The sequence below is a fragment of the Blastococcus carthaginiensis genome, assembly GCF_030731085.1.
In the GTDB taxonomy this organism is placed as follows: Bacteria; Actinomycetota; Actinomycetes; order Mycobacteriales; family Geodermatophilaceae; genus Blastococcus; species Blastococcus carthaginiensis.
In genome coordinates this window covers 168,690-189,154 of sequence record NZ_JASNFN010000004.1, presented here as the reverse complement: position 1 = coordinate 189,154, position 20,465 = coordinate 168,690, and the positions used below count along the sequence as shown (strand labels likewise).

The following is a 20,465-nucleotide window of genomic DNA, read 5'->3' as shown; positions in this document are numbered from 1 at the left end:
GGAGCAGCAACCACATGACATCACGACCGACCACCAGAGTCGCCACGGCGCTGGCCGCCGCCCTCGTGTTCGCCACCGCCGCCGGCTGCAGCACGCGGGCGGAGGACGACGGCGCGGCCGCCGGGGGCGGTGAGGGAGGCGGGGAGGTCCAGACCGACGTGGGCGTCGAGGGGGACACGATCACCCTCGGCGCACTCACCGACCTGACCGGCGTCTTCGCCGCCCTGGGCCGGGACATCACGAACGCCAACGAGCTGTACTGGATGGAGAACGACGTCTGCGGCCAGTACAACGTCGAGCTCAACGTCCAGGACGCCGGCTACAACGTGCAGCGGGCCGTCCAGCTGTACAGCTCGATGGAGCCCGAGATCCTGGCGATGCAGCAGCTGCTCGGGTCGCCGATCAACACCGCCCTGGCTCCCGAGCTGGAAGCCGACGAGATGAACAGCTACCCGTCGGCCTGGTCGGAGACGTTGACCCTGATCCCCGGCACCGGCGTCCCCGGCGCCACGTACGACGTGGAGATCTCCAACCTCTACGACTACGCGTTCGACCAGGGGCTGCTCGCCGACGGCGACACGGTCGGCCACATCTACTTCGAGGGCGAGTACGGGGCCAACGGCCTGGAGGGCAGTCAGGCCGTCGCCGAGGCCAGGGGCCTCACCCTGATCGAGCGGGAGATCACCCCGCAGGAGCAGGACATGAGCGCGATCGTCAGCCAGTTCGCCGCCGAAGGGGTGGACGCGATCGCCCTGACCGTGGCGCCGACGCAGACCGCGTCGGTCGCCGCGGCGGCGCAGGCCCAGGGCCTCGACGTGCCCCTCCTGGGCAGCAACCCGGTCTTCGCGCCGGGCCTGCTCCAGGGCGCTGCCGCCCAGAAGCTCAAGGACGACCTGTACGTCGCCTCGCCGGTCTCGTCGTTCGACGCGAACCCTGAGCTCCTGGAGGCCTACGAGGCGGCCTACCCCGACGCCGCGCCCAGCCTGGGCGTGCTCGTCGGTTACGGCATGTCGGCGGTCATGGACACGGTCCTCGACCAGGCGTGCGAGAACGGCGACCTGACCCGCGCCGGCGTGCTGGAAGCCTTCAACGAGCTCGAGTCGGTGGACACCGGTGGCGTCCTCGTCCCGATCGAGAGCTTCCAGCAGGGCGAATCCCCGAGCCTGCAGTCCTTCGTCCTCCGTCCCGCGGACGTGCCCGGCGGCGCCACCGTCGCGGCCGACGCGTTCGAGGGCGAGTTCGCCGCGGACCTCGCGCCCGCCGACTGACCGCAGTTCCCGCTGACCGCGCCCCCTCCCCGCCACCCCGGGGAGGGGGCGCCGTCGCGTCCGCCTACAGCTGCCCGGCGCGGGCGACCGGCACCAGCCGGAGGGCGAGCAGCGCGGCGAGCGCGGCGGCCGCGGCCAGGGGCAGGGCCGCCGTCGTCGCCCCGGCCGCCACGGCCAACGCGAACGGTGCGGCGAAGCCGAGGTAGGCGAAGGAGAGGAACAGCGAGGTCAGCGCCCCCAGCCGGGCCGGGGCGGCCAACCGGGCGGTCAGGGTCAGCCCGGCCGCCAGGCAGAGGCCGCCGCCCGCGCCGAGCAGCGGGGCGGCGAGGACCAACCAGGGGAGCGCCCCGGTCGACGCGAATGCGGCGGCGCACCCGAACCCGACCGTCCCCGCCCCGGTCCCGACGACGGCCGTCCACGCGCCCAGGCGGCGCTGCAGACCGGCGACCACGGTGCCGGCGCCGAGCGTCACCCCGGCCAGCACGCCGGTGACCGCGACCCCGCCGTAGGGCAGCTCCACCAGCAACGGGACGGCGCTGATGATCGTCGACGGGAACGCGTAGACGCAGACGGCCACCGGGGCCAGGACGCTCAGCACGAGCAGGCCGTCGCCGGGGCGCACAAGCGGCGCGGCCGGCGTCGTCTCCGTGCCGCCGCGCCGGCCGGGGAGCAGGTCGACCGTCTCGGGCAACCGCACCGCGAACGCCAGCCCCACCGCGACGAGCACGGTGTGCACGAGGTAGGGCAGCACGGTGGGCGCCGGGGCGTACTGGCCGAGCAGGCCGCTGGTCAGCGGCCCGAGCGAGAACCCGGCGGTCATGGCGACGGCGGCGCGCCGCCCCCCGGCCCCCTCCCCGGAGGCCTTCGACAGCTCGCCGACCCAGGCGCTGCCGACGCTGAAGACGACCCCGCTGACCACGCCCTGCGCGAAGCGGGCGGCGAACAGCAGGAGCAGGGAGCCCCCGGCCGCGGCGAAGGCGAGCGACGCCAGGCCCGACAGGACGATGCCCGGGATCGCCACCCGCCGGCGGCCCAGCCGGTCCGACAGCGGGCCGGCCAGCATGAGGGCGGGCACGAGCCCGGCGGCGTAGCAGCCGAACAGCGCGGTCAGGACCTCGGCCGACAGGTCGAGCCGTTCCTGGTAGACCAGCAGCAGCGGGGTGGGGACGTTGGTGCCCGCCGCGACGGCGAACAGCGCGAACACGGCGCGCTTCCAGGTCACCGGCGCACCCTACGGTGCCGCCGCGTCCGGCCCGCTGTTGTCACGGGCGGGTCGGGGACTCGACCCCCGACCTCGGTGGATCAGGGGCGGCGACGCCCGGCCGTGCTGCCGGGGTGCTCGGGGCGGGGAAGGAAAAGGATCGCAGGACCGGGAAAGCAGTCAGCGGCGACGCCGGGAGGCATCGCCGCTGCTCGGTGTCCTGCGTGGTGCGCCATCAGGGACTCGAACCCCGAACCCGCTGGTTCGGAGTCGTCGCCGCGCACGACGTCCGCACCGACGCCAAGGTGATCGCCTTCCCCGGGGTCCGCCGGGGCACTGCACGGCCGGCCGCCACCGCGGCCGGCACCTGGTGACAGCGCGTGCAGGGGGAGCAGGCGCAGTCACCCACACGGCCGAGCGGGGGTCACCCACACCGGTCACCGGCAGCGTGTCCTACCTCTCGGTCGCCTATGCCTCTCGCATGGGAGACAAGCGGGTGCCGGAACCGTGGCAACGACAGCTCGATGCCTGGGAAGGCTGGCTGAAGGCCTCCGGCGCCCCGTCGACCACCATCGGCCAGCGGCTCTACCAGCTGCGCCGCTTCGCCGCCGACCACCCGGCCACGATCCCGTGGCAGACCACCCTCGACGACCTGGTGCTCTGGCTCGCCCAGCACGACCAGTGGAAGCCGGCCACCCGCCGCGCCTACCGCGGCGCCCTCCGGGCCTTCTTCGCCTGGGCCGTCGCCGCCGGCCACCTCGAGCGCTCGCCCGCCGCAGCGCTGCCCCGCGTGAAGGCCACCCGCGGCCTGCCCCGGCCGGTGCCGGAGGACGTGCTGCGCGCAGCGGTCGCCGGCGCCGACGAGCGGGTGCGGCTGATGCTGCTGCTCGCCGCCTACGGAGGCCTGCGCCGCGCGGAGATCGCCGAGCTCCGCCAGCAGGACGCGCGGCGCGACGCCGACGGCGGCTGGTGGCTGCGGGTGCACGGCAAGGGCGACGCCTACCGCGACGTGCCGCTGACCGGCGCGCTGGCCATGGCGGTCCGCGGCCTGCCACCCGGCTGGCTGTTCCCAAGCCCGACCCGGCACGGGGACCACCTCACGCCGGCGCATCTGGGGGTGCTGGCCCGCCGTGTGCTCCCGGCCGGCTGGACGCTGCACACGCTGCGGCACCGGTTCGCGACCCGGGCGCACGCCCGCGGCGCCGACGTCGCGGTCATCGCCGAGCTGCTCGGGCACGCGAACCTGGAGAACGTCCGCGTCTACACGCGCATCGGCCAGGACAAGCTCCGCAGCGCGGTCGAGGGTGCGGCGTGATGACCGGGCCCTTGCCGGGCGGTGTGGCTCCTAGTCGAATCCGGCTACGCTGCGAGACGTGCCAGAGGGTCTCGCAGCCGCCGTCGCCGAACAGATCCGACGCCTCATGCTCGCGCACAACGTCAGCGGCAATGCGCTCGCCGGCGCGACCGGAATCCCACAGCGAAACATCAGCCGCAAGCTCAAGGGCGAGAGCGACTTCGGCCTGGACGAGGTGCAGCGGATCGCGGAGCACTTCGGCGTCGATCCGGAGGACCTCGTGGCGTGGGCGCGACGAGGAGTTCACTCGTCCGAGTGAGTATTCTAGTCATGTTTGGCTTGAGTTACGGGGCTGCTTAGCCGATTATGTCTGCGTGAGCATCGCAGACACCGCACCGGCCATCACCGCCGAGCAGCTCGCCGCCCTCGTCCTCGGCCGCACCACCGCCTGCGTCGTCCAGGACGCCACCGGCACCATCCACTCCGTCGACTACCTCGACCGCGTCGCCGTCGACGACCCCGACGTCGTCGTGCTCCTCACCCGCGACCAGGCCGTCGCCCTCCTGCAGGAACAGGCCGCAGTCGCGACCGAGGCCATGCGCGCCGCCGGAGTGATCCTGTGAGCGCCCGCTGGACCGACGACCGCTGCGTCGTCGAGACGCTCAGCACCAGCACGCTGGTCTTCCTCGCGCTGCTGGCCGCCCTGGCCCTCGGGTTCATCGCCGGGGCGCTGCTGTGACCGCCGGCCTCTACGTGCGGCAGGGCAGCCGCTTCGTCCCCGTCGACGAGGCGCGGCCGCTGCCTCCGATCCCCACGCCTGTGCGCGTGCCCGACGTCGACGACGAGCCGCAGCCGCGTCCGGAAGGCGGCTGGGCGGTTCACGCGCCGCGCTGCCCGCACGGCTCCTTCGCCCGCTGGGCCGCCCGCAACTGCTGCGCCACCCGGAGCACCCGATGACCGCCGCCCTGCGACAGGAGCCCGCCATGGCCGCCGTCCTGACCGACCAGGAGATCACCGAGCTGGAGGACGGCGTCAGCGCCGGCCTGGCCGCGGCGATCGGCAACCTCACCCGCCTCCGCGAGGGCCAGGCGCACCGGCTGCGCGGCTTCGACACCTGGCACGCATACGTGCTCGACCGGTTCGGGAAGCTGTTGCGCCAGCTGCACCTGCCCGTCGACGAGCGGCAGGCGCTGGTCGACTCGATGGACCGGGCCGGGATGAGCGTCCGGGAGACCGCGGCCGAGCTCGCCGTCTCGAAGAGCACGGTGCAGAACGACCGCCAGGAGCTCGCCAAGGTGCATCGCCTGGACGACCGCCGCGCCCAGGCCGACGCGTCGCCGGCGGCCGCCAGCGACGGCACCGCCGACGAGCAGCCGGCCCCTGCGCCGTCGTCGGTGGACCTGGTCGTCGGCGCGGTCGCCCGCGCCCGCGACGGCTACACGGTGCACGAGGCCGCGAAGCGGCTGCGGTGGCGGCAGGGGCAGGCGTCGTGCGCGCTGTCCCGGGCGGAGAAGCGCGGGCGGCTGCAGCGCACCGGCCGGTTCCGCGACGGATGCGCGATCTACGCGGTGCCGACGCCAGCTGAGACCGCGGCCACGGCCTGACCTGACCCCGAGGTCGCCGACCGTGGGCTGAGCAACCGGGCATCGGTTCGCAGACCTCGTCCTCGTGATCGAACTACTGAATGCCGTCGTGCAGGTCCTTGCCGGGACGCAGGTGACCGCGCTGCTCAACCTGGTTGCCGTGGCGGGTCTCGTCCACTGGAAGCGCCGCCGAAGACCGTGCGCTGCATCGTGCTGTCGGCCCCGGATGACCGGGCCCTGGAACGGCGAAGAGCCCCACCTGCCTCCCGGGGGGAAAGGCAGGTGGGGCTCATCGGATCCGGGGGACCAGTCCCGGGCTTCGCACGTCGCACCGCAGGTGGACGAGCGGAGTTTAGGTCGAGGGTGTGACAGAACCAGAGTTCAGACCCGGACGGCGGGGATGGCCGGCTGGGTGTCGGTCAGCGCGGCGGCCACCTCGAGCGCGATCGGTGTCGGCTCGACCGGCGCCGGGACGACGGGCAGCGCCGGCATCTGCGTCGTCGGCTCGGGTGCGGCGTGCTCACCCGGCTCGTCGTCGGTCAGGTAGTGGTCGCGCGGGTCGGCGGTCACCAGGTCGGCCGGGTTCGTGGTGACGACGTCGACCGGCCAGCTGTCGACGACGAGCGGGTTCCCGTCGACGTCGCGAGGGTCGGCCAGCGGCGTCACCTTGCTCCGAGCCCACAGCGCCAGCACGGCCGGCGCCAGCGTCGCCCACAGCACGCCGGCGCCCAGGATCAGGTCGGACACCTGCCGGGCGACCTCATGGACGTCCAGGTCGTCGGTGAGCCAGCCCAGCGCGCGGGCCAGCCCCCCAATCGTGATGATCAGGCCGGCGACGGTGCCGGCGATGAGCCCGGCGCGGGTGACCGGCTCGGGGCGGGGCAGGGCGGTGGTGCTCATCGGGGGCTCCCGTTCAGGTGAAGTGCAGGACGATGCCGGAGACGACGCCGGTGGCGGACAGGGCGCCGGTGACGGCCAGGCCGATCAGCCAGCGGCGGGCGTTGGCCCGTTCGGCGGCGTCGGTCTCGCGGTGCTTGCGGAGCTCGGCGATGTCGAACGTGAACTCGTCGAGGCGACGGTCGAGCTCCCGGCGGGGCACGTAGTCGTTGGGCAGCCGGGACAGCTGGTTGTTGACGTCGGCGAAGCCTCGGGCGACGGAGTCCTCCAGGCGGCGGAGGGACTCGGCGACGAAGCCGAGCACTCCGCTGTCGGGCCCGTCGCGCTGCACGGGGACGGTCACGTGACCGGGCCCGTGGCGGGGTCGCCGTCGCGAGCCCGCCGGTCCTGCTCGTCGGCGAAGGCGCGGGCGAACGCGCCGGCGACCTCCGGGCGGGCCAGGACGCGGGCGAGCTGCTCGTCGTCCATCGGCGCACCGGGCGCGGCGGGCTGCACGCCGGCCAGGACGCCCTCGGCGAGCTGACCGTCGACGGCGCCGCCGGTGAGGAGCTCGGCCAGGGGGGAGCGGCGGCCGTCGCGGTGCGGGCGCCCGTCGACGCCGAGCGCCGCGTACTCGGCGGCGTCCTTGGCCTGCCACACGGCCCGGTCGATGCCGACGAGGCGGTGGATCGCCCACGTCGGCTCGTGCTGGTTGTCGGCGTTGACGACGGTCTCGTCGGCGTACCGCCAGATGTCCATCGCCAGGGCGCGGCGGTCCTCCGGGGACCAGTCCAGGTAGCGGGGCATGTCGTCCTCCTGCAGGGGTGGTGCGCCGGCGAGAAGGGCGGCGGCACGGTCGTTGATCTGGCGGATGGCGGCCATCGCGTGCCGACCGGGGCAGGCCGTAGAGGCGCCGGGGGCCTGCTGGTGCCCGCCGGCGAGCCGGGCGGCGCTCCACCAGCCCTGCCGGTGCCCGTGGACCAGCAGGCGGGCGGTCGACTCGACCTGGGCCGGGGTCGGCGGGGTGGTGTCGTAGTTGCCGACGAGCACGATCGCCCGGGCGATGGAGTTGCGCCCGCCGGTGTGCGCACCCTGCCTGGCCACGCCGTGCCCCTCGTACACCCGGCCGGTGGGCATCACGGCGAACGTGTAGGAGATGCCGCGCCCGAAGCGCTGCTCACCGATCCGCTCCAGGGTCCGCATCGCCTGGTCCTCGTCGTCGAACGGCGCGACGAGGTCGGGGGCGACGGTCACGGAGTGGTGCAGCCACACCTCTCGTGCGGGCAGGGGCGCGGACCCGAACCCGTCCTCGTGCCGGGCGCCCCACTGCGCGCGGCTGACGATGTCCATCAGGCGGCGCTCGGCGCTCACGGCTGCGACGCGGCGATGTAGGTGACGGTGGAGTGGAAAAAGGCGCCGTCCGCGACGCCGCGGTCGACACGGAGCGCGAAGATCTCCAGGCGCCCGCTGGAGATGATCCGGGTCGCGAAGGGCGGGAAGTCGACGACGCCGGTGACCCAGTGGTTGTGGAGGACATCGTTGTCCATGGCGGGAGGTAGCCCGCTGACGACGACGGTGCCGGTGTTGGCGAGCAGGGTGTACCCCGCCGCAGAGCGGGAGATCGCCGTCGTGACGGTGACCACGCGGCCCTGCTGCACCCACCGGCTGATCCCGGTGAATCCCCCCGTGATGCTGCCGTTGCCCACGACGTCGGGGCCGCTGGTGCGCACCCACGTTCCTGGGGAGCCAGCGACGGTGCACACGTACTTCGTGCCGGCCGGGATCGAGCCGTCCGCGGCGATGAGGACGACCTCGAGGCCGGGGTAGGCCTGAAGGGCATCTCGCTCGGCCTTGCTGCGGACGGGAACCGGAGCGCCGCGAGGGACGCTCTGCCGGGCCGTGTTGGTGATGACGACACCGGAGCCGTTGGTCGACGTCGCCCCGGCCGACACCTGCACGGTGCCCAGCTCCTCGGCGCCGACGATGTCGGTCAGGGACGGCTTGACCGGGGTGCCGGTGGACACCTGGCCGGTGAGCACGCCGTACAGCGGGCCGGTCGTAGCGTCCGGAGTGGGAACCCCTGAGGTGGTGTCCCGCTGCTTGACGTAGACGACGTCGATCCGTGACCCGGACGCCGGCGCCAGCTCGACGTTGACCTCGGTCGGCGCTTCCAGCGTCGGGCCGAGGTAGGCGCCGTTCGCCGCGCCGCGGGAGGTGACGGCGACGTGGGCTCCGATCTGCACGCTCATCGGACTGGTCTTCGACGTGCCGGTGATCAGCTGCGTGGAGCCGGGACCGACCAGCACGCCGGTGCGCACATCCAGGGCGGAGGGGCCCTGCAGGGCGAGCAGGCCGCCGACGGCGTGCCGAGCGTCCCGGGGATCGGTGACGCCACCTCCGACGGCGAGGGCATCGAGGCCGGGCATGGGTCTCCTTCACGATCGGGTGACGCTGAGGCGCGTCGGCTCAAGGGGGAACCCAGGCGTGCCGATACTTCGGGCATGCGCATGGGGAAGCTGGCGTCCGCGGCACGGAACAAGGTCGGGCTCGTCGCGGTCGGCGGTGCACTGCTGCTGACCGGGCTCGGGTTCGGTGCTGCCGCGGCGTCGGGGTCGCTGGACGCGGAGACGGTGTCGGACTCGTCGGTGGTGGAGACGACGGAGCCGGCCGCGACGACGACGTCGGAGCCGGCCCCTACGGTGGAGGCCGTGCCGAAGACCGAGCCGACGCCGGTGTACGAGGAGACGAAGGCCGCCGTGACGCCGCCGTCGCCCGAGCCCGAGCCCGAGCCCGCGCCGGCACCTGAGCCGGCGCCGGCGCCGGTCGAGCAGCCGGATTCGGCGGCGCCGACGCAGGAGTACGACCCGACTGCGCCCTACGAGCAGGGTGGCTACGTCTACGTGCCGGCGCCTGCCCCGACGATGGAGAAGCTGCCGGGGGAGCCCGGCTACGAGGGCGGCGGGACTTCGATCACTGACCTGAACCAGACGCCGCGTAGCTCGACGTCGGGCTAGGACTGCCGGCCGTCCACCCAGGCTGCGCCGACTTGCACGTTGCCAGTGCCTGCCGAGCGGCGGGCCTGGATCTCGACGCTGAGGTTTGCACCGAAGCCGCCATCAATCGCGGCTGGCCCGAACAGGTACTGGGTGACGACCCCGGCGGTCGCGGACTGCGTTGCCCCGAGCTGCACGCCGTTGACCATCACCCGCACCTCGCCGGTCGTGCCGGACGTGTCGGTGGCGCCCCAGGCTTCGACGTACAGCTTCGGGTGCTGCTTCTGTCGCCGCTCTCGCCAGATGGTCTCGAAGGCAGGGTTGGTCGTCTTCAGGAAGTCCTGCACGCGGGCCGGGTAGAAGGCGCCGGCCAGGTACGGCCGGGCGAGGCCTTGGCCGGAGTCGGTGTCGTCGGAGATGACGACGTTGCCCGCGCGGTCCCGCCACGCCAGGAACTGGTTGTAGTCCTCGGCGCTAGGGATCGGGTCGTACAGGTGCAGCGCGATGGTCCCGTCGTTGCGGCGCACGATCATGCCCGGCTGCGGCGACCCGTCCGGCAGATCCGGCTGCACCGGCCCCACGTAGAAGGATTCGACCCCCGCCGCGGTTTCCAGTCGCAGCGCGCCGCCGTCCTTGATCGTCAGCCCGTCGCCACCTGAGATCGACGCGTTGCGCAGGAAGCCCGACCGGGCGAACTTCGCGACCTCCTCGCGGGCGATCTGCCGCGCGAGCTCCTTCACCGTCGACAGCGGTACCGCCGCTTCCTGCGCCACGTCAGATCACCGCCTTCAACGGGTACATGTCCAAGACCACGGTGTCGCCGAGGCCTCCGCTGATCTTCTGCACGCGCACGCGGTGCTCCCCGTCGGGCAGGTAGTCGTCGCCCTTGGTCTTCACCCGGGCGTAGTCGCCCTCGAGGACCTCCAGCGCGGCGTCGGCGCGGACGGTCAGCTTCCACACCTCCACCGGGCGGGCGCGGGCGGCGACCAGGGTGCGGGCGTGCCCGTCGAGGGTCGACTGCACCTCGACCGACGAGTGGGACCGCTCGAGCTCCAGCAGCGGGTAACCGGCCTGCACCAGCGCCAGGTCCTCGTGGGTGGCGATGAGCGTGTCGGCCTCGCTGCCGTTGCCGGTGATCCAGCCGCGCATGCCCATCTCGGTGGCGTCCTGTTCCACGGCGATGTCGAGTACCGGGCCCTTGCGGACGGTGGTGTCGAAGGTCCAGTCGGCGCCGGCCTGGGACAGCTGCGGACTGGCCGCGGTGCCGGTCTCCATCACGAACTCCAGGAACCGGGCGTCGTCGGCGCGGCGCCGGGCGGTGAACCGGATGTCCGGTGCGCCGGAGTCGCGGGTGGTGAACTGGCGCAGTTGCTCGCCGAGGTCGGGCAGCGCCCAGCCCGGCCACGTCTCGGTGCGGTCGCTGCCGGTCCGGGCCGCCGGCAGCACCAGCGGCAGATCCCCACCGACGTCGCCCAGCGCCTGAGCGACCAGCGCGCGGGCCAACTCCCCGTAGTCCGCGCCGGTCAGGGTGGTGGACACGTCCTGGACCCGCCGCCCGGCGAGCACCGGCAGCACCTTGCGGTGGTCGAACAGCGACCACAGCCCGGCGGCGCCGAGGGTGAGCCGGCCGTCGCGGCGGGACCAGGAGTGCTTCCAGATCGGCCCGGCCTGTCGGATCCGGTCGCCCTGCTCGACGGCGAGGAAGCAGCGCGCGGCGGCGGCGTTCTGCCGCAGCCGCTGCTCAGCGACGACGCTGCGGTGGACCCGCACCTGGTCGACGGTGCCGGCGTCGTTCTGCACCCGGGACCAGGCCGCGCCGGTGACGGGCAGCACGCCGGTGATACGGCCGGTGCGCAGCTCCCCGAACAGGATCCGGGTGGTGACCGGCGACCGCTTGGGCAGACCCATGGCGGTCGCCGACGCCGCGGCGAGGGTCATGACCTGCGGTTCGGTCACGTGTCGGCCTCCGTCCACTGCGCGACCAGCTGCGCCCCCTCGTCGTAGGCGCCGCCCAGCGACGTGAACTGGATGGTCAGCTCCCCGGCCACCCCGGTCTCCGGGTCGGCCGCGGGCACGTGCAGCCAGTCGGCGTGCGTGAGCTCGCTGCGCCGGTCGGCGGTGCCCTCGGCGAGCACGGCGCCGGTGGCGGTGTCGATCCAGATCGTCTGCCGGGGCGGCACCACTGCGGCGTAGGTCAGCCGGCGCCCACCGGCGGAGATCTCGAACCCCTCGGGCAGACCCAGCGGTCCGGCCGTCGCTCGGAAGAGGATCGGGGCGTCTGCGGTGCCGCCGTTGCTGAGGATGACCTGCCCGGGATCTCCGGGCTGCCCCCAGTCCAGGAAGCCGTTGGTGAACAGCGGCCACGCCAGTCCGCCGCCGGACTTCGGCAGCCCGGTGGAGTCCTGCAGCGGCGGCCCGTACCGGAGCGGGTCCGGGCAGTACACCGTGATCTCCCAGTCCGCGGACGTCTCCCCGGTGCGCTTGGCCCGGCCTTGCACGTCCAGCCGACACTCCGCCGACCGGGTGATGCCGGTGGCGACCTCCTCGACGACGAGCGTGCCGGTGCGGCGGCCGGCCAGGACCCCGGCCAGTCGCCGCATCGCGGCCAGCAGCGCGGCCGGGTCCGGGGCGTCCAGCAGCCCGGCGAGGGTGACGGTGCGCGCGGCGAAGTACGGCTGGCCGTCGTGGGCACCGTCGGCGCCGGTGCGGTCCTCGCTGTCCGCGCGCACCGCCAGCCCACCGAACCAGCCCTCGATCTCGGCGAGGTCCCAGTAGCAGCCGAACCGGTCAGGCTCCGCGCCCGGCCCGGCCACCGCCGTCCACCCGTCCACGCTCACCCGCAGGTGGTCGATCACGACGTCCCCCAAGCGAGCTCGCGGGCGACCTGGCGGGCCAGCGCCGGGACGTCGATCTCCTGCCGGGTGTGCACGTGCAGCTCGATCGGCCGGCCACCCTGGTCACCGGCGCCGCCGAGGATCGACCGGGCCTTCGATCGTGGGATGACCAGCTCGTCCTCCCCGCCCTCACCGATGAACGCCAGCACACCGCCCGGGGTCGCCGGGACGATGCCGCCCTCGGCCAGGCGCGGGATCCGGGGCACGTGCGGCACGTCGTCGAAGGGGTTGACGAAGTTCGCGCCGTCGATCACCAGGTTGATCCCGGCGATCACCGTGTTGTTGATCGCGGAGATGATGCCGTTCACGATGCCGCGGACGACCGAGCCGACGGTGCCCAACGCCGTGCCCACCGCCGTGCCGACCCCGGAGAACACCCCGACGATCGCGTTCACGAGCCCACCGAACGTGCCCGTCACCGAGCCGAAGATGTTGCCCACGATCGTGCTGATGCTGGTCCAGAGCGTGGTGAAGATCCCCACCATGCGGGACACAAACCCGAGGATCGGGGGCAGTACCTCGGCGACCAGCCGGATGAAGACCCCGATCACCTGCACGACCACGCCGATGATCGGGGTGATCGCCTGGACGATCAGGGTGAACAGGCCGATCAGGGTCGGGAGGAAGGGCAGCAGCGGGCTGATCGCCGCGATCGCCAGCTGGATGATCAGCGCGATGATCTGCACCAGCGGCGGCAGCAGCGGGGCCAGTGCCGTGATGATCTGAGCGAACAGCCCAGCCAGCAGCGGCAGCAGCGGCAGCAGCGGGGTGATCGCGGTCGTCACCAGCGTGACCAGCACCGTCACCAGGCTCGGGATGACCGGGAGGATCGCCCGCAGGGCGCCGGCGAGCGCCTGGGCGATGACCGCGGCGATCTGCGCGATCGCCTCCACGATGGGAGGCAGGATCGGCAGCAGCTGCTCCAGCACGCCCATGAAGGCGCCGGCCAGCATCGTCGCGACCTGCCCGATGGCCTGCACCAGGACGGGTAGCACCGGCGCGAGGGCGTTGAGGACGGTCAGCAGCGTGCTGGCCATGACCCCGGCGACCTGGCTGATGACCGGCACCAGCGACTGCAGGACCGGGCCCAGCTGGGCGAAGATGCCCTGCACCACGGGGACCAGGCCCTGGATGACGGTGACGATCATCGGGATGGCTGCCTGCACCACCTCGGCCCAGCGGGTGAACCAGTCGATGATCAGCGGCAGCGCGGTCTCCGCGAGCCCGGACAGGGCGTCGGCGAACGTCAGCAGGAAGCTGCTGCCGCCACCGGACCCGAACGCGGCCCCGATGGACTCGCTGATCGCGGTGAACGCGCCACTGAACGTCGTCTGCAGCTGCGCGACGACCGGGCCGAGGGCGGTCCTGATGCCCTCCCAGACGGAGTAGAAGGCGCCCTGGATCCGGAACGCCGCCTCCCCGGCGGTGACGGCGAACCCCTCCAGCCCGGACGCGCCGAGGAGAGCGGAAGCGCCGGCGCCGTCGACGAAGGCCTCGCGGAACACTGCCGACAGGTCGCCGACGTTGGCCGCCAGGACACCGACCCAGCGGGCCGCGCCCTGGGTTCCCTCGATCATCGCGAACGCGGCGTCGAGACCGTCGGTGAACGCGACCCGGGCGACGTCGCCGACCGAGCCGAGGGCGTCGCCGAGGGCGGGCAGCCCGGAGGTGGCCGACAGGATGCCGGGCATGAGCCGGCCGGTGAGCAGGTTGGCGGCGTTGCCCAGGGCGGGCACGAACAGCCCGCCGATGTTGGCCGACACGTCGGTCCACTGGGCGCCGAGGATCCGCTGCTGGTTGGCCAGCCCCGCCGACGTGCGGGCGAAGTCGCCCTGCGCCAGGCTGGTCTGCTCCATGACCAGCGCGTACGCGGCCTGCGCCTTCGCGCTGGCGTCCAGGGTGGCCTTGCCGTCGGACAGCCCCAGCTCGAGGGCCTTGGCCTTGAGGGTGGCGTCGTTGAGGTTGACGCCGAACTTCTTCAGCGGCTCCGTCTCGCCGGTGAGACCGGCGCGCAGGGCGTCCAGCGCCTCGGCGGGGTCGGTGTTGTTGAAGCTGGCCAGGTCCGAGGCGAGCCCGACCATCGACGTCGACATCTCCGCCGACGCCTGCTCGGTGAGGCCGAGGGAGCGCAGCAGGTTGCCGAACGTGCCGGCCGCCTCCAGCGCCTGGCCGCGGGACTGCCCGAACGCCGAGGAGGCGTTGGCGGCGAAGTCGAGCACCTGCTGGGATGCGCCACCGAAGACGACGCCGATCTTCGACGTCGACTCGGACAGGTCGGTGGCGGCGGTGATGCTGCCGGTGATGAACTCGCCGACCTTGGCCGCGCCCCAGGCGGCGATGAACGCGCCGGCCGCGGCGCCGGCGATGCCCTTCATCCGGCCGCCGATGCTCTTCTCCAGCCCGTCGGCCGCCGCGGTGCCGCCGTCGACGCCGGCCTTGGCCAGCGGGCCCTTCAGGGCGCCGGTCAGCTTGGATCCGATGCCCTGCATGGAGGGGATGACCTGCAGCGTGGCGTAGCCGACGGTGGACACCGGTCACCCCTCTCCTCAGTCGCTGGGCGCCTCTCCGGCGGCCTGCTGGCGTTCGATGCGGCGCTGCTGGGCGCGCAGCCGCGCGTCCTGCCGGGCGGCCTTGCCGCGGCCGGCGACCCGGGCGGTCTGGGACCTGTCGGGGACGGCGGGGTGCGGCTTGGGGGAGTGCGCGGTGGCCCGCCACACGTCGGCCAGCAGGTAGTGCTCCAGCCGCCACGCGGCGGCGGGGCCGCCGAGCAGCGTCGGGGTGTGTGCGTCCGGCGGCAGGTAGCGGACCAGCACGGCCAGCCGCCGCCACGTCAGCGCGGTGCCGGGCCGGTGCAGGTCACGCAGATCGGTGCCGTTCGCGTGGATCTGGAGGTCGGCCTCCAGGGCGTCTCGGTGTTCGCGGTAGAGACGCCGGAGGCCGGTTATTCCCCCGCGCTCTTGAACCCGGCCTCGACGGCGATGGCGTCGAGCAGCTGCGACATCGCGCGGATGCTCGGGCCGGTGGCCTTGAACGCCGCCCACTGCGTCGCCGGCAGGAGCGCGCGCAGGGCGGTGACGGCCTTGCCGTCCTCCATGGCCTCCATGGCCGCCATGGGCCAGTCCTCGAGGTCGCGGGGCACGGTGTAGGTGGCGCCGTCGAAGGGGACGGCGATCGTGGACTGGTCGAGGGCTTCGGCGCGCACCGGGTCGGTGGCGGGGGTGAGGTCGGTGGTGGTCATGCGCAGGCTCCAGTTCTCAGCTGGTGGGGGTGGGTGCCGTCTCCAGGTGGAGGCGGCGGACCTCGAGCCGGGCGGCTTCGAGGACGATCGCGTTGGCGAGCTGCTCGGGCAGGTGCTCGGCGAGGAGTTCGCGGTGCAGGGCGGCGAGGGTGCGCGCGGTGGTCGGCGCCGGCGGCGCGGTGTCAGCCAGCAGCCGGCGCTTGATCGCGATGCGCAGTCCCGGGGTGAGGACGGCGGGCTGACTGTCGGGCAGCAGCATCTCGAAGCGGATACCGGCGGCGACGAGCTGCTCGTCGGTGAAGCTGGGCAGGCTGGGCATGCGGGTCTTCTTCCTCGATCCGCAGGGCGGTCAGGAAGGTGGTGCTCGGCGGGCCGGCCTGCGAGCGGCCCGCCGAGCACCGGTCAGGGGGACGATCAGGCCGCGACCGGGTCGGCCGGCTGCACGATGAACAGCTCCTTGGCCGCGTTCGGGAAGATCGTCACGGTGATCTCGTACTTCTTCAGCGCGGTCTCCGACTCGGTGATGTCGGCGACGGCGGCGACCTCGGCGTAGAGCGCGGAGATCACGCGGCGCACCTCGGTGCCCTCACGCGTCTCGAACGCGATCTTGAAGCGCTTGCGAGTCGGCACCTTGATCACGCCGCCGGTGGAGCCGGGGTAGACCAGGCCGAGGGTGACCGCGTTGGACTCCAGGCAGACGAACTTCCGCTGCAGCTTGAACTTGCTGCGCGAGGAGCGGACGAGGATGCCGCCCCAGGCGTAGAAGTCCGCGGAGTCCTCGCTGCGGGACTCGGTGATGCCGGCGTCGCCGTCGAGCAGCCCGCACAGGGACCAGCCGACGCCGAAGGCGGTGTTCTCGTCGAGCGGGTTGGCCGCCGACTCCGTGCCGATGTAGACGTCCGCGTCGCCCCACAGGGCCGCGTTCGAGACGTCACCTGCCATGTCAGGTACCTCTTCTCTCAGGTGGTGGGTGTCTCGACCGCGACCGGTCGGACGTTGGCCGCGACGGTGAAGGTCGCGAGGTCGATCCCGGTGGTCGGGTCGACGGTCTTGGCCACGCCGGCGCCGGGGCGCACAGAGCGCAGCACCGCGCCGGTGTGGACGAGCAGCAGGCTCATCGCGAGCTGCGCCAGGTCGTGAGCGTCGGCCTCGGTGCGGTGCCACACGGTGATCCGCAGGGCGGCGCGGGCGTTGACCGGGTACTCGACGCGCGGGGTGCCGTCGAGAGCGACCAGCACGAAGGGCAGCCGCGGCGTCTCCGGCGAGCGGTCACCGGGCACGCGGGTGCCGATCGTGACGCCGGTGGCGTAGGGCTGGGGGTGGGCGGCGAAGCCGGCGCGCAGCACGCCGATCGCGGCGGCCTGGGCGTCGCCGAAGACGACGAGCGGCTTCACCGCGACCTCACGTCCAGCCCGAGCGCGGACGCCGCGGCGGTGAGCGTCCCGTGCTTGGCCTGGATCGGCAGCCCGGCCGGGTGCGCGATCGTCACGGCGGCCGCGGCCCGGTCGGTGAGGTAGGAGTCGACGTCGACGGTGGCCGCGATGTCGGGGTCGGTGATGCCGGCGCGCACCTGGTCGGCGAGCTGCTCGGCGAGGTCGTCGACGGCGGCGGCCATCTCGCGGCTGCGGAGGACCTCGGCGACGCCGGCGGGGTCGATGCGGATCTGGATGCTCACCGGCTCACCCCGTCACGCGTCGCAGGGCAGCCTCGACGTGGTGCACGCCGTCGCCGTCGGGGTCGGGCCAGCGGGCGACGTCGCCGTCGACCTCGAGCACCAGGCCGTCGTGCTCGACGCGGTCGGCGGCGGTCAGGTCGACGTCGACGCCGGGGGCGGTGCACAGCCACCAGCCGGAGACGAGCACGGTGCGGCCGTCGGTGGTGGTCTCGGTGCGGGCCCGCGGCTGCACCGAGACGCCGTTGACGATGAGCCGGGCCGGGTTCGACCAGTCGAGCGTCGTGTTCTCGTACCGGTCGGTGACCGAGACTCCTCGCAGCCGGGTGACCTGCTGGTGGAACATCAGGGCACCAGCTGGGTGGTGCGCGGCCGCCGCGGGAAGAAGCGGTCGATCACCAGCCGCTCGGCGGGGGTGAGCTCGGCGACGCCGCCGGCGGCCCACGAGCCGAAGCCGCGAGTGATGCCGCCGACGGTCTCCTGTTGCACCCCTTCGGCGAGCGCCTTGGGCACGGTCGACAGCCGGTCGGCGATCTGCGCGCACACCTCGAGCAGCCCGTCGGGCACCGGGTTGAACCCGTGGTCCCAGGTGACGGTGAGGTCTTCGCCGGCGGCGTGGAGCACCTGGCCGTCCAGCCGGTAGCCGACCGGCTGCCCGTCGCCGTCGACCAGCGCGGTGACGGCGCGGACGGGGCGCTGCGGCAGCAGCCACGGCCCCGGGCCCGGCAGCAGGGCCGTCGAGGTGCCGACGGTCACCTGCTGCCGGGTGTAGGTGCGGATCCGGGAGGAGGCCCGTGCCAGCTTGCCGGCGGTGACGACGTAGTCGAAACCGGCGGCCTGCTCGACGGTGCAGATCAGGTCGGGCACGGGACCTCCTCTCGGTCAGGAGATGACGGCGGTGACGGCGGCCAGGCCGTCGGGGGCGAACACCTTGCCGCCGTAGACCTGCAGGCCGCGGACGACGTCGGCGAAGCGGTTCTGGGCCCGCAGCGCCTCGGTCTGGGTGATCTGCACGGCCAGCGAGGTGGCGTCGGGGATGCCGGCGACGAGCTTCCGGGAGCCGGCGGTGCCGATCGTCAGGGTGACGCCGGCGCCGGTGGCGGTGGCGTTCGCGGACAGCTCGACCTCGGTGGGGGAGGTGACCGAGGCGATGGTCGTGCCGGCCGGGATGCCCGTGCCGCTGATGGCCGACCCGACGTCGCCGGCGGTGAAGTTCGCCGTCGCGGAGGTGACGGTCTTGTCCGCGCTGGTGGTCGCGCCGTCGGTGACGGTGCGCTGCCCGGACGGGGTCTTGTTCGACTTGAGGATGTCGAAGCCGGCGGCGCGCCCGACGATGCCGTTGCGCAGCCCGTCCGAGCTGCCCGACGCGTCGAGCCGGATGAACCGGTCGTCGCGCAGCAGCACGCCGTGGAAGTCGGGGTCGACCGCGACGAAGCGGCCGGCCTGCGGGCAGTCCACCTTGTCCAGCCGCACGCCGAGCTCGACGAGCAGGTCGTAGGCCTGGCCGGGGGAGGACTTGCTGATCGACTCGACGCCGAGCTTGCTGGTGGCGTCGGCGACCATGATCCCGGAGAGGAACGCGTCGATCTGCTCGGCCATGCGGTGGCCGGCGCGGGCGGTGGCCGGGGACTGGAAGTTGCCGGCGGCCTGGACCTGGTCGACGTCGTTGACCCGGAAGGAGAAGTAGTCGCCCTGGTCGACGACCATCGAGGTGTCCTCGTCGGCGAGGTCCTCGGTGTTCAGGTCGGTGTTCTTGTCGTACTTGCGGACCGTGGGGTCGGCGATCGAGGTGACGTGGACGGTGTCACCCATCTGCCGGATCTGGCCCTCGTACTCGCGGTTGACGCAGCTGGGCTGGCCGAACACCAGGGCCGTCTCGAACGGCATCTGGACGGCGGCGTTCCACAGCTCGGGGATGAAGTTGCTGATGGCCACGGGAGGCTCGCTTTCTGGGCTATGCGCCCTGGAGGAGCGTCTTCAGCTGGCCGGCCTTCTGGGCGGCCATGATCTGCGACGCGGACATGGACTTGAGGTCTTCTCGGGTCAGCTGCTTGGGGGCGCTGATGTCCTCGCCCTGCTTGCCGGCGGCCGCCTCCTCGGGGGTGGCGGACCGGGTGGCGGGGCCCCGGAAGGCGAGGAGCGCGTCGGCCGAGGCCTCGAGCTCCTCCTGGGTCGAGCCGGACAGCAGGTTGGCCGGGATGCCCTTGGCGGCGGCGACCTCGGCGCGCATGGCGCGCGCTTCGATCTCGGCGGCCTTGGCCTCGGCGGCGGCCGCCCGGTCGGTGGCCTTCTGCAGCTCGGTCTTCTGCGCCTCGGTCAGCTCGTCGAACTGGCGGGCCTTGTCGGCCGTCGACTTCCACGCGTTCTCGTGCTTGCGCGCGAGCGCCTTCCACTTCTCGACCTGGGCGGTGAGGTCGGTCGGCTCCGTGTCGGTGCCGCCGGGTTCACCGCCCTGGGGGTCGGGCTCGCCGGCCGGGCCGCCGGCGGGAGCGCCCTCGGCGCCGCCCTCCATGCGGAAATCCAGGTGCTTGGCGTGGCGGGCCTTGAGGAAGGCGGCGGCCAGGTCGTGCGCGGCCGCGGTGAGGGGCGAGCTGTCGGTGCTGGCAGGCATGGTGGTGCGGTTCTCCCTTGTCGGGTGGGGTCCGGGCCCCCTGTCGGGGCTCGGAAGATCAGAGGTCGCCGGGACCGGTGAACTGATGGCCGGCCAGCGCGATCACGGGGCCGAGCTCGCCGTGCTCGCGGGTGACGATCAACTTCCGGTAGTCCGGGGCCCGGCCACTCCGGTCCGCGGTGTAGCCGGCGCCGGTGACCGCCTCGTGCGCCTGCTCGAGCAGAGCCGGGTCGATCACCTGCCCGGGGTCAGTGCCGACGTCGAGGTCCTCCACGCCGCAGTCGCAGCCGGGATGGATGGGGGACAGCGACCCGACCCGGTAGCGCTGGGTCGAGGCGATCACGCACAGCGCGCAGTCCTCGGCGCCGGTGAGCACCCGCCGGAAGAACCGCACCCCCCGCGCTCGCTGGTTGGCCCGGGCGGCGTGGGTCTTGGCCAGCTGCAGGTCGGTGGTGGCGATCGACAGCGCCCGCCGCAGCCCCGCTGCCGCGGCCGCCTCGAACGGCTTGCCGCGGGACAGCTCGGTGCGCACGGTGACCGCGGGCCGCCGGTACACCTCGGCCGGGTCGACGCCGCGCAGCGCCTCCCCGGTGACCGCGGACAGGTCGAGCCCGGCCGCTGCCTGCCCGGCCAGCCGGGCGAGGTAGGCGTCGGTGAGGCTGGCCATCTGCCCCTGCGCGGCCTGCAGCAGCGGGAGGACCTGGGCGATCCACCGGTCGACGTCGGCGTCGCGGAAGCCGGGCAGTCCACCCCAGGTGGCGCGGATGACCCGCTCCACCCGCTCCCGCAGCGCAGCGGCCTGCCGCTGATAGGCGTCGGTGAGGTCCGGCACCGG

27 protein-coding genes are annotated in these 20,465 nt (G+C 73.3%); 7 read left to right on the top strand and 20 right to left on the bottom strand.

What is annotated here, in order from left to right; translation table 11 throughout:
- Nucleotides 1-14: 14 nt before the first annotated feature.
- Nucleotides 15-1,268 (top strand): ABC transporter substrate-binding protein, encoded by a 1,254-nt coding sequence (locus tag QOZ88_RS06075; protein ID WP_305998899.1) that lies wholly within the window; start codon nt 15-17, stop codon nt 1,266-1,268.
- 64 nt (nt 1,269-1,332) lie between these two features.
- On the opposite strand, the gene QOZ88_RS06070 is transcribed toward QOZ88_RS06075, so the two are convergent.
- Nucleotides 1,333-2,490: an MFS transporter gene (locus tag QOZ88_RS06070; RefSeq protein WP_305998898.1), complete on the bottom strand. Its 1,158-nt coding sequence runs from the start codon at nt 2,488-2,490 to the stop codon at nt 1,333-1,335.
- Nucleotides 2,491-2,950: 460 nt separating this feature from the next.
- Here QOZ88_RS06070 and QOZ88_RS06065 point away from each other — a divergent pair, with 460 nt between their 5' ends.
- The 5 genes from QOZ88_RS06065 (at nt 2,951) to QOZ88_RS06045 (ending at nt 5,367) form a co-directional block, all read left to right on the top strand.
- The gene (locus tag QOZ88_RS06065) at nt 2,951-3,784 is read left to right on the top strand and encodes a tyrosine-type recombinase/integrase (RefSeq protein ID WP_305998897.1); all 834 of its coding nucleotides are present in this window, start codon (nt 2,951-2,953) and stop codon (nt 3,782-3,784) included.
- A gap of 58 nt (nt 3,785-3,842) precedes the next feature.
- On the top strand, nt 3,843-4,082 hold the full coding sequence (locus tag QOZ88_RS06060; protein WP_305998896.1) for a helix-turn-helix domain-containing protein: 240 nt from the start codon (nt 3,843-3,845) through the stop codon (nt 4,080-4,082).
- Nucleotides 4,083-4,137: 55 nt separating this feature from the next.
- Nucleotides 4,138-4,386: a hypothetical protein gene (locus QOZ88_RS06055; RefSeq protein ID WP_305998895.1), complete on the top strand. Its 249-nt coding sequence runs from the start codon at nt 4,138-4,140 to the stop codon at nt 4,384-4,386.
- 112 nt (nt 4,387-4,498) lie between these two features.
- Nucleotides 4,499-4,720, top strand: a complete 222-nt coding sequence (locus tag QOZ88_RS06050; protein ID WP_305998894.1) for a hypothetical protein — start codon at nt 4,499-4,501, stop codon at nt 4,718-4,720.
- Nucleotides 4,717-5,367: a hypothetical protein gene (locus QOZ88_RS06045; RefSeq protein WP_305998893.1), complete on the top strand. Its 651-nt coding sequence runs from the start codon at nt 4,717-4,719 to the stop codon at nt 5,365-5,367. Before QOZ88_RS06050 ends, QOZ88_RS06045 begins: the two co-directional genes overlap by 4 nt.
- Before the next feature lie 360 nt (nt 5,368-5,727).
- Here QOZ88_RS06045 and QOZ88_RS06040 read toward each other — a convergent pair whose 3' ends face one another.
- From QOZ88_RS06040 to QOZ88_RS06025, 4 genes are read right to left on the bottom strand one after another with little or no spacing between them, the layout of a single operon-like run.
- Nucleotides 5,728-6,246, bottom strand: coding sequence for a hypothetical protein (locus tag QOZ88_RS06040; RefSeq protein ID WP_305998892.1), 519 nt, complete (start codon nt 6,244-6,246; stop codon nt 5,728-5,730).
- A 13-nt stretch (nt 6,247-6,259) separates the two neighbouring features.
- On the bottom strand, nt 6,260-6,586 hold the full coding sequence (locus QOZ88_RS06035) for a hypothetical protein (protein ID WP_305998891.1): 327 nt from the start codon (nt 6,584-6,586) through the stop codon (nt 6,260-6,262).
- Entirely contained in the window at nt 6,583-7,593 is a 1,011-nt protein-coding gene (locus tag QOZ88_RS06030; protein WP_305998890.1) for an N-acetylmuramoyl-L-alanine amidase, read from the bottom strand. Before QOZ88_RS06030 ends, QOZ88_RS06035 begins: the two co-directional genes overlap by 4 nt.
- The gene (locus QOZ88_RS06025) at nt 7,590-8,648 is read right to left on the bottom strand and encodes a hypothetical protein (protein WP_305998889.1); all 1,059 of its coding nucleotides are present in this window, start codon (nt 8,646-8,648) and stop codon (nt 7,590-7,592) included. Before QOZ88_RS06025 ends, QOZ88_RS06030 begins: the two co-directional genes overlap by 4 nt.
- A 75-nt stretch (nt 8,649-8,723) precedes the next feature.
- On the opposite strand from QOZ88_RS06025, the gene QOZ88_RS06020 reads away from it, so the two are divergent.
- Nucleotides 8,724-9,236 (top strand): hypothetical protein, encoded by a 513-nt coding sequence (locus QOZ88_RS06020; protein ID WP_305998888.1) that lies wholly within the window; start codon nt 8,724-8,726, stop codon nt 9,234-9,236.
- Here QOZ88_RS06020 and QOZ88_RS06015 read toward each other — a convergent pair.
- From QOZ88_RS06015 to QOZ88_RS05945, 15 genes are all read right to left on the bottom strand, one after another.
- The gene (locus QOZ88_RS06015; RefSeq protein WP_305998887.1) at nt 9,233-9,988 is read right to left on the bottom strand and encodes a hypothetical protein; all 756 of its coding nucleotides are present in this window, start codon (nt 9,986-9,988) and stop codon (nt 9,233-9,235) included. The genes QOZ88_RS06020 and QOZ88_RS06015 overlap by 4 nt on opposite strands.
- A gap of 1 nt (nt 9,989) precedes the next feature.
- Complete coding sequence (locus tag QOZ88_RS06010) at nt 9,990-11,171, bottom strand: hypothetical protein (RefSeq protein WP_305998886.1); 1,182 nt, start codon at nt 11,169-11,171, stop codon at nt 9,990-9,992.
- Complete coding sequence (locus tag QOZ88_RS06005) at nt 11,168-12,082, bottom strand: phage tail family protein (protein WP_305998885.1); 915 nt, start codon at nt 12,080-12,082, stop codon at nt 11,168-11,170. Before QOZ88_RS06005 ends, QOZ88_RS06010 begins: the two co-directional genes overlap by 4 nt.
- Entirely contained in the window at nt 12,067-14,640 is a 2,574-nt protein-coding gene (locus tag QOZ88_RS06000; RefSeq protein ID WP_305998884.1) for a phage tail protein, read from the bottom strand. The genes QOZ88_RS06005 and QOZ88_RS06000 overlap by 16 nt, the downstream gene beginning before the upstream one ends.
- Nucleotides 14,641-14,655: 15 nt before the next feature.
- Entirely contained in the window at nt 14,656-14,922 is a 267-nt protein-coding gene (locus QOZ88_RS05995) for a hypothetical protein (RefSeq protein ID WP_305998883.1), read from the bottom strand.
- 128 nt (nt 14,923-15,050) lie between these two features.
- Nucleotides 15,051-15,347 carry a hypothetical protein gene (locus tag QOZ88_RS05990; protein ID WP_305998882.1) on the bottom strand — a complete coding sequence of 99 codons (297 nt, stop codon included), beginning with the start codon at nt 15,345-15,347 and terminating at the stop codon, nt 15,051-15,053.
- 16 nt (nt 15,348-15,363) lie between these two features.
- Nucleotides 15,364-15,666, bottom strand: coding sequence for a hypothetical protein (locus QOZ88_RS05985; RefSeq protein ID WP_305998881.1), 303 nt, complete (start codon nt 15,664-15,666; stop codon nt 15,364-15,366).
- A 95-nt stretch (nt 15,667-15,761) separates the two neighbouring features.
- On the bottom strand, nt 15,762-16,289 hold the full coding sequence (locus QOZ88_RS05980; RefSeq protein WP_305998880.1) for a hypothetical protein: 528 nt from the start codon (nt 16,287-16,289) through the stop codon (nt 15,762-15,764).
- Between the two features lie 17 nt (nt 16,290-16,306).
- Nucleotides 16,307-16,741, bottom strand: coding sequence for a hypothetical protein (locus QOZ88_RS05975; protein WP_305998879.1), 435 nt, complete (start codon nt 16,739-16,741; stop codon nt 16,307-16,309).
- Nucleotides 16,738-17,022, bottom strand: coding sequence for a hypothetical protein (locus QOZ88_RS05970; RefSeq protein ID WP_305998878.1), 285 nt, complete (start codon nt 17,020-17,022; stop codon nt 16,738-16,740). Before QOZ88_RS05970 ends, QOZ88_RS05975 begins: the two co-directional genes overlap by 4 nt.
- 4 nt (nt 17,023-17,026) lie before the next feature.
- Nucleotides 17,027-17,365, bottom strand: coding sequence for a hypothetical protein (locus QOZ88_RS05965; protein ID WP_305998877.1), 339 nt, complete (start codon nt 17,363-17,365; stop codon nt 17,027-17,029).
- On the bottom strand, nt 17,365-17,886 hold the full coding sequence (locus QOZ88_RS05960; RefSeq protein ID WP_305998876.1) for a hypothetical protein: 522 nt from the start codon (nt 17,884-17,886) through the stop codon (nt 17,365-17,367). Before QOZ88_RS05960 ends, QOZ88_RS05965 begins: the two co-directional genes overlap by 1 nt.
- A gap of 15 nt (nt 17,887-17,901) precedes the next feature.
- Complete coding sequence (locus QOZ88_RS05955) at nt 17,902-18,954, bottom strand: P22 phage major capsid protein family protein (RefSeq protein ID WP_305998875.1); 1,053 nt, start codon at nt 18,952-18,954, stop codon at nt 17,902-17,904.
- A 19-nt stretch (nt 18,955-18,973) separates the two neighbouring features.
- A complete protein-coding gene (locus QOZ88_RS05950; protein WP_305998874.1) occupies nt 18,974-19,630 on the bottom strand; it encodes a hypothetical protein in 657 nt (218 codons plus the stop codon).
- Between the two features lie 58 nt (nt 19,631-19,688).
- Nucleotides 19,689-20,462 carry a hypothetical protein gene (locus QOZ88_RS05945; RefSeq protein ID WP_305998873.1) on the bottom strand — a complete coding sequence of 258 codons (774 nt, stop codon included), beginning with the start codon at nt 20,460-20,462 and terminating at the stop codon, nt 19,689-19,691.
- Between the last annotated feature and the right edge of the window lie 3 nt (nt 20,463-20,465).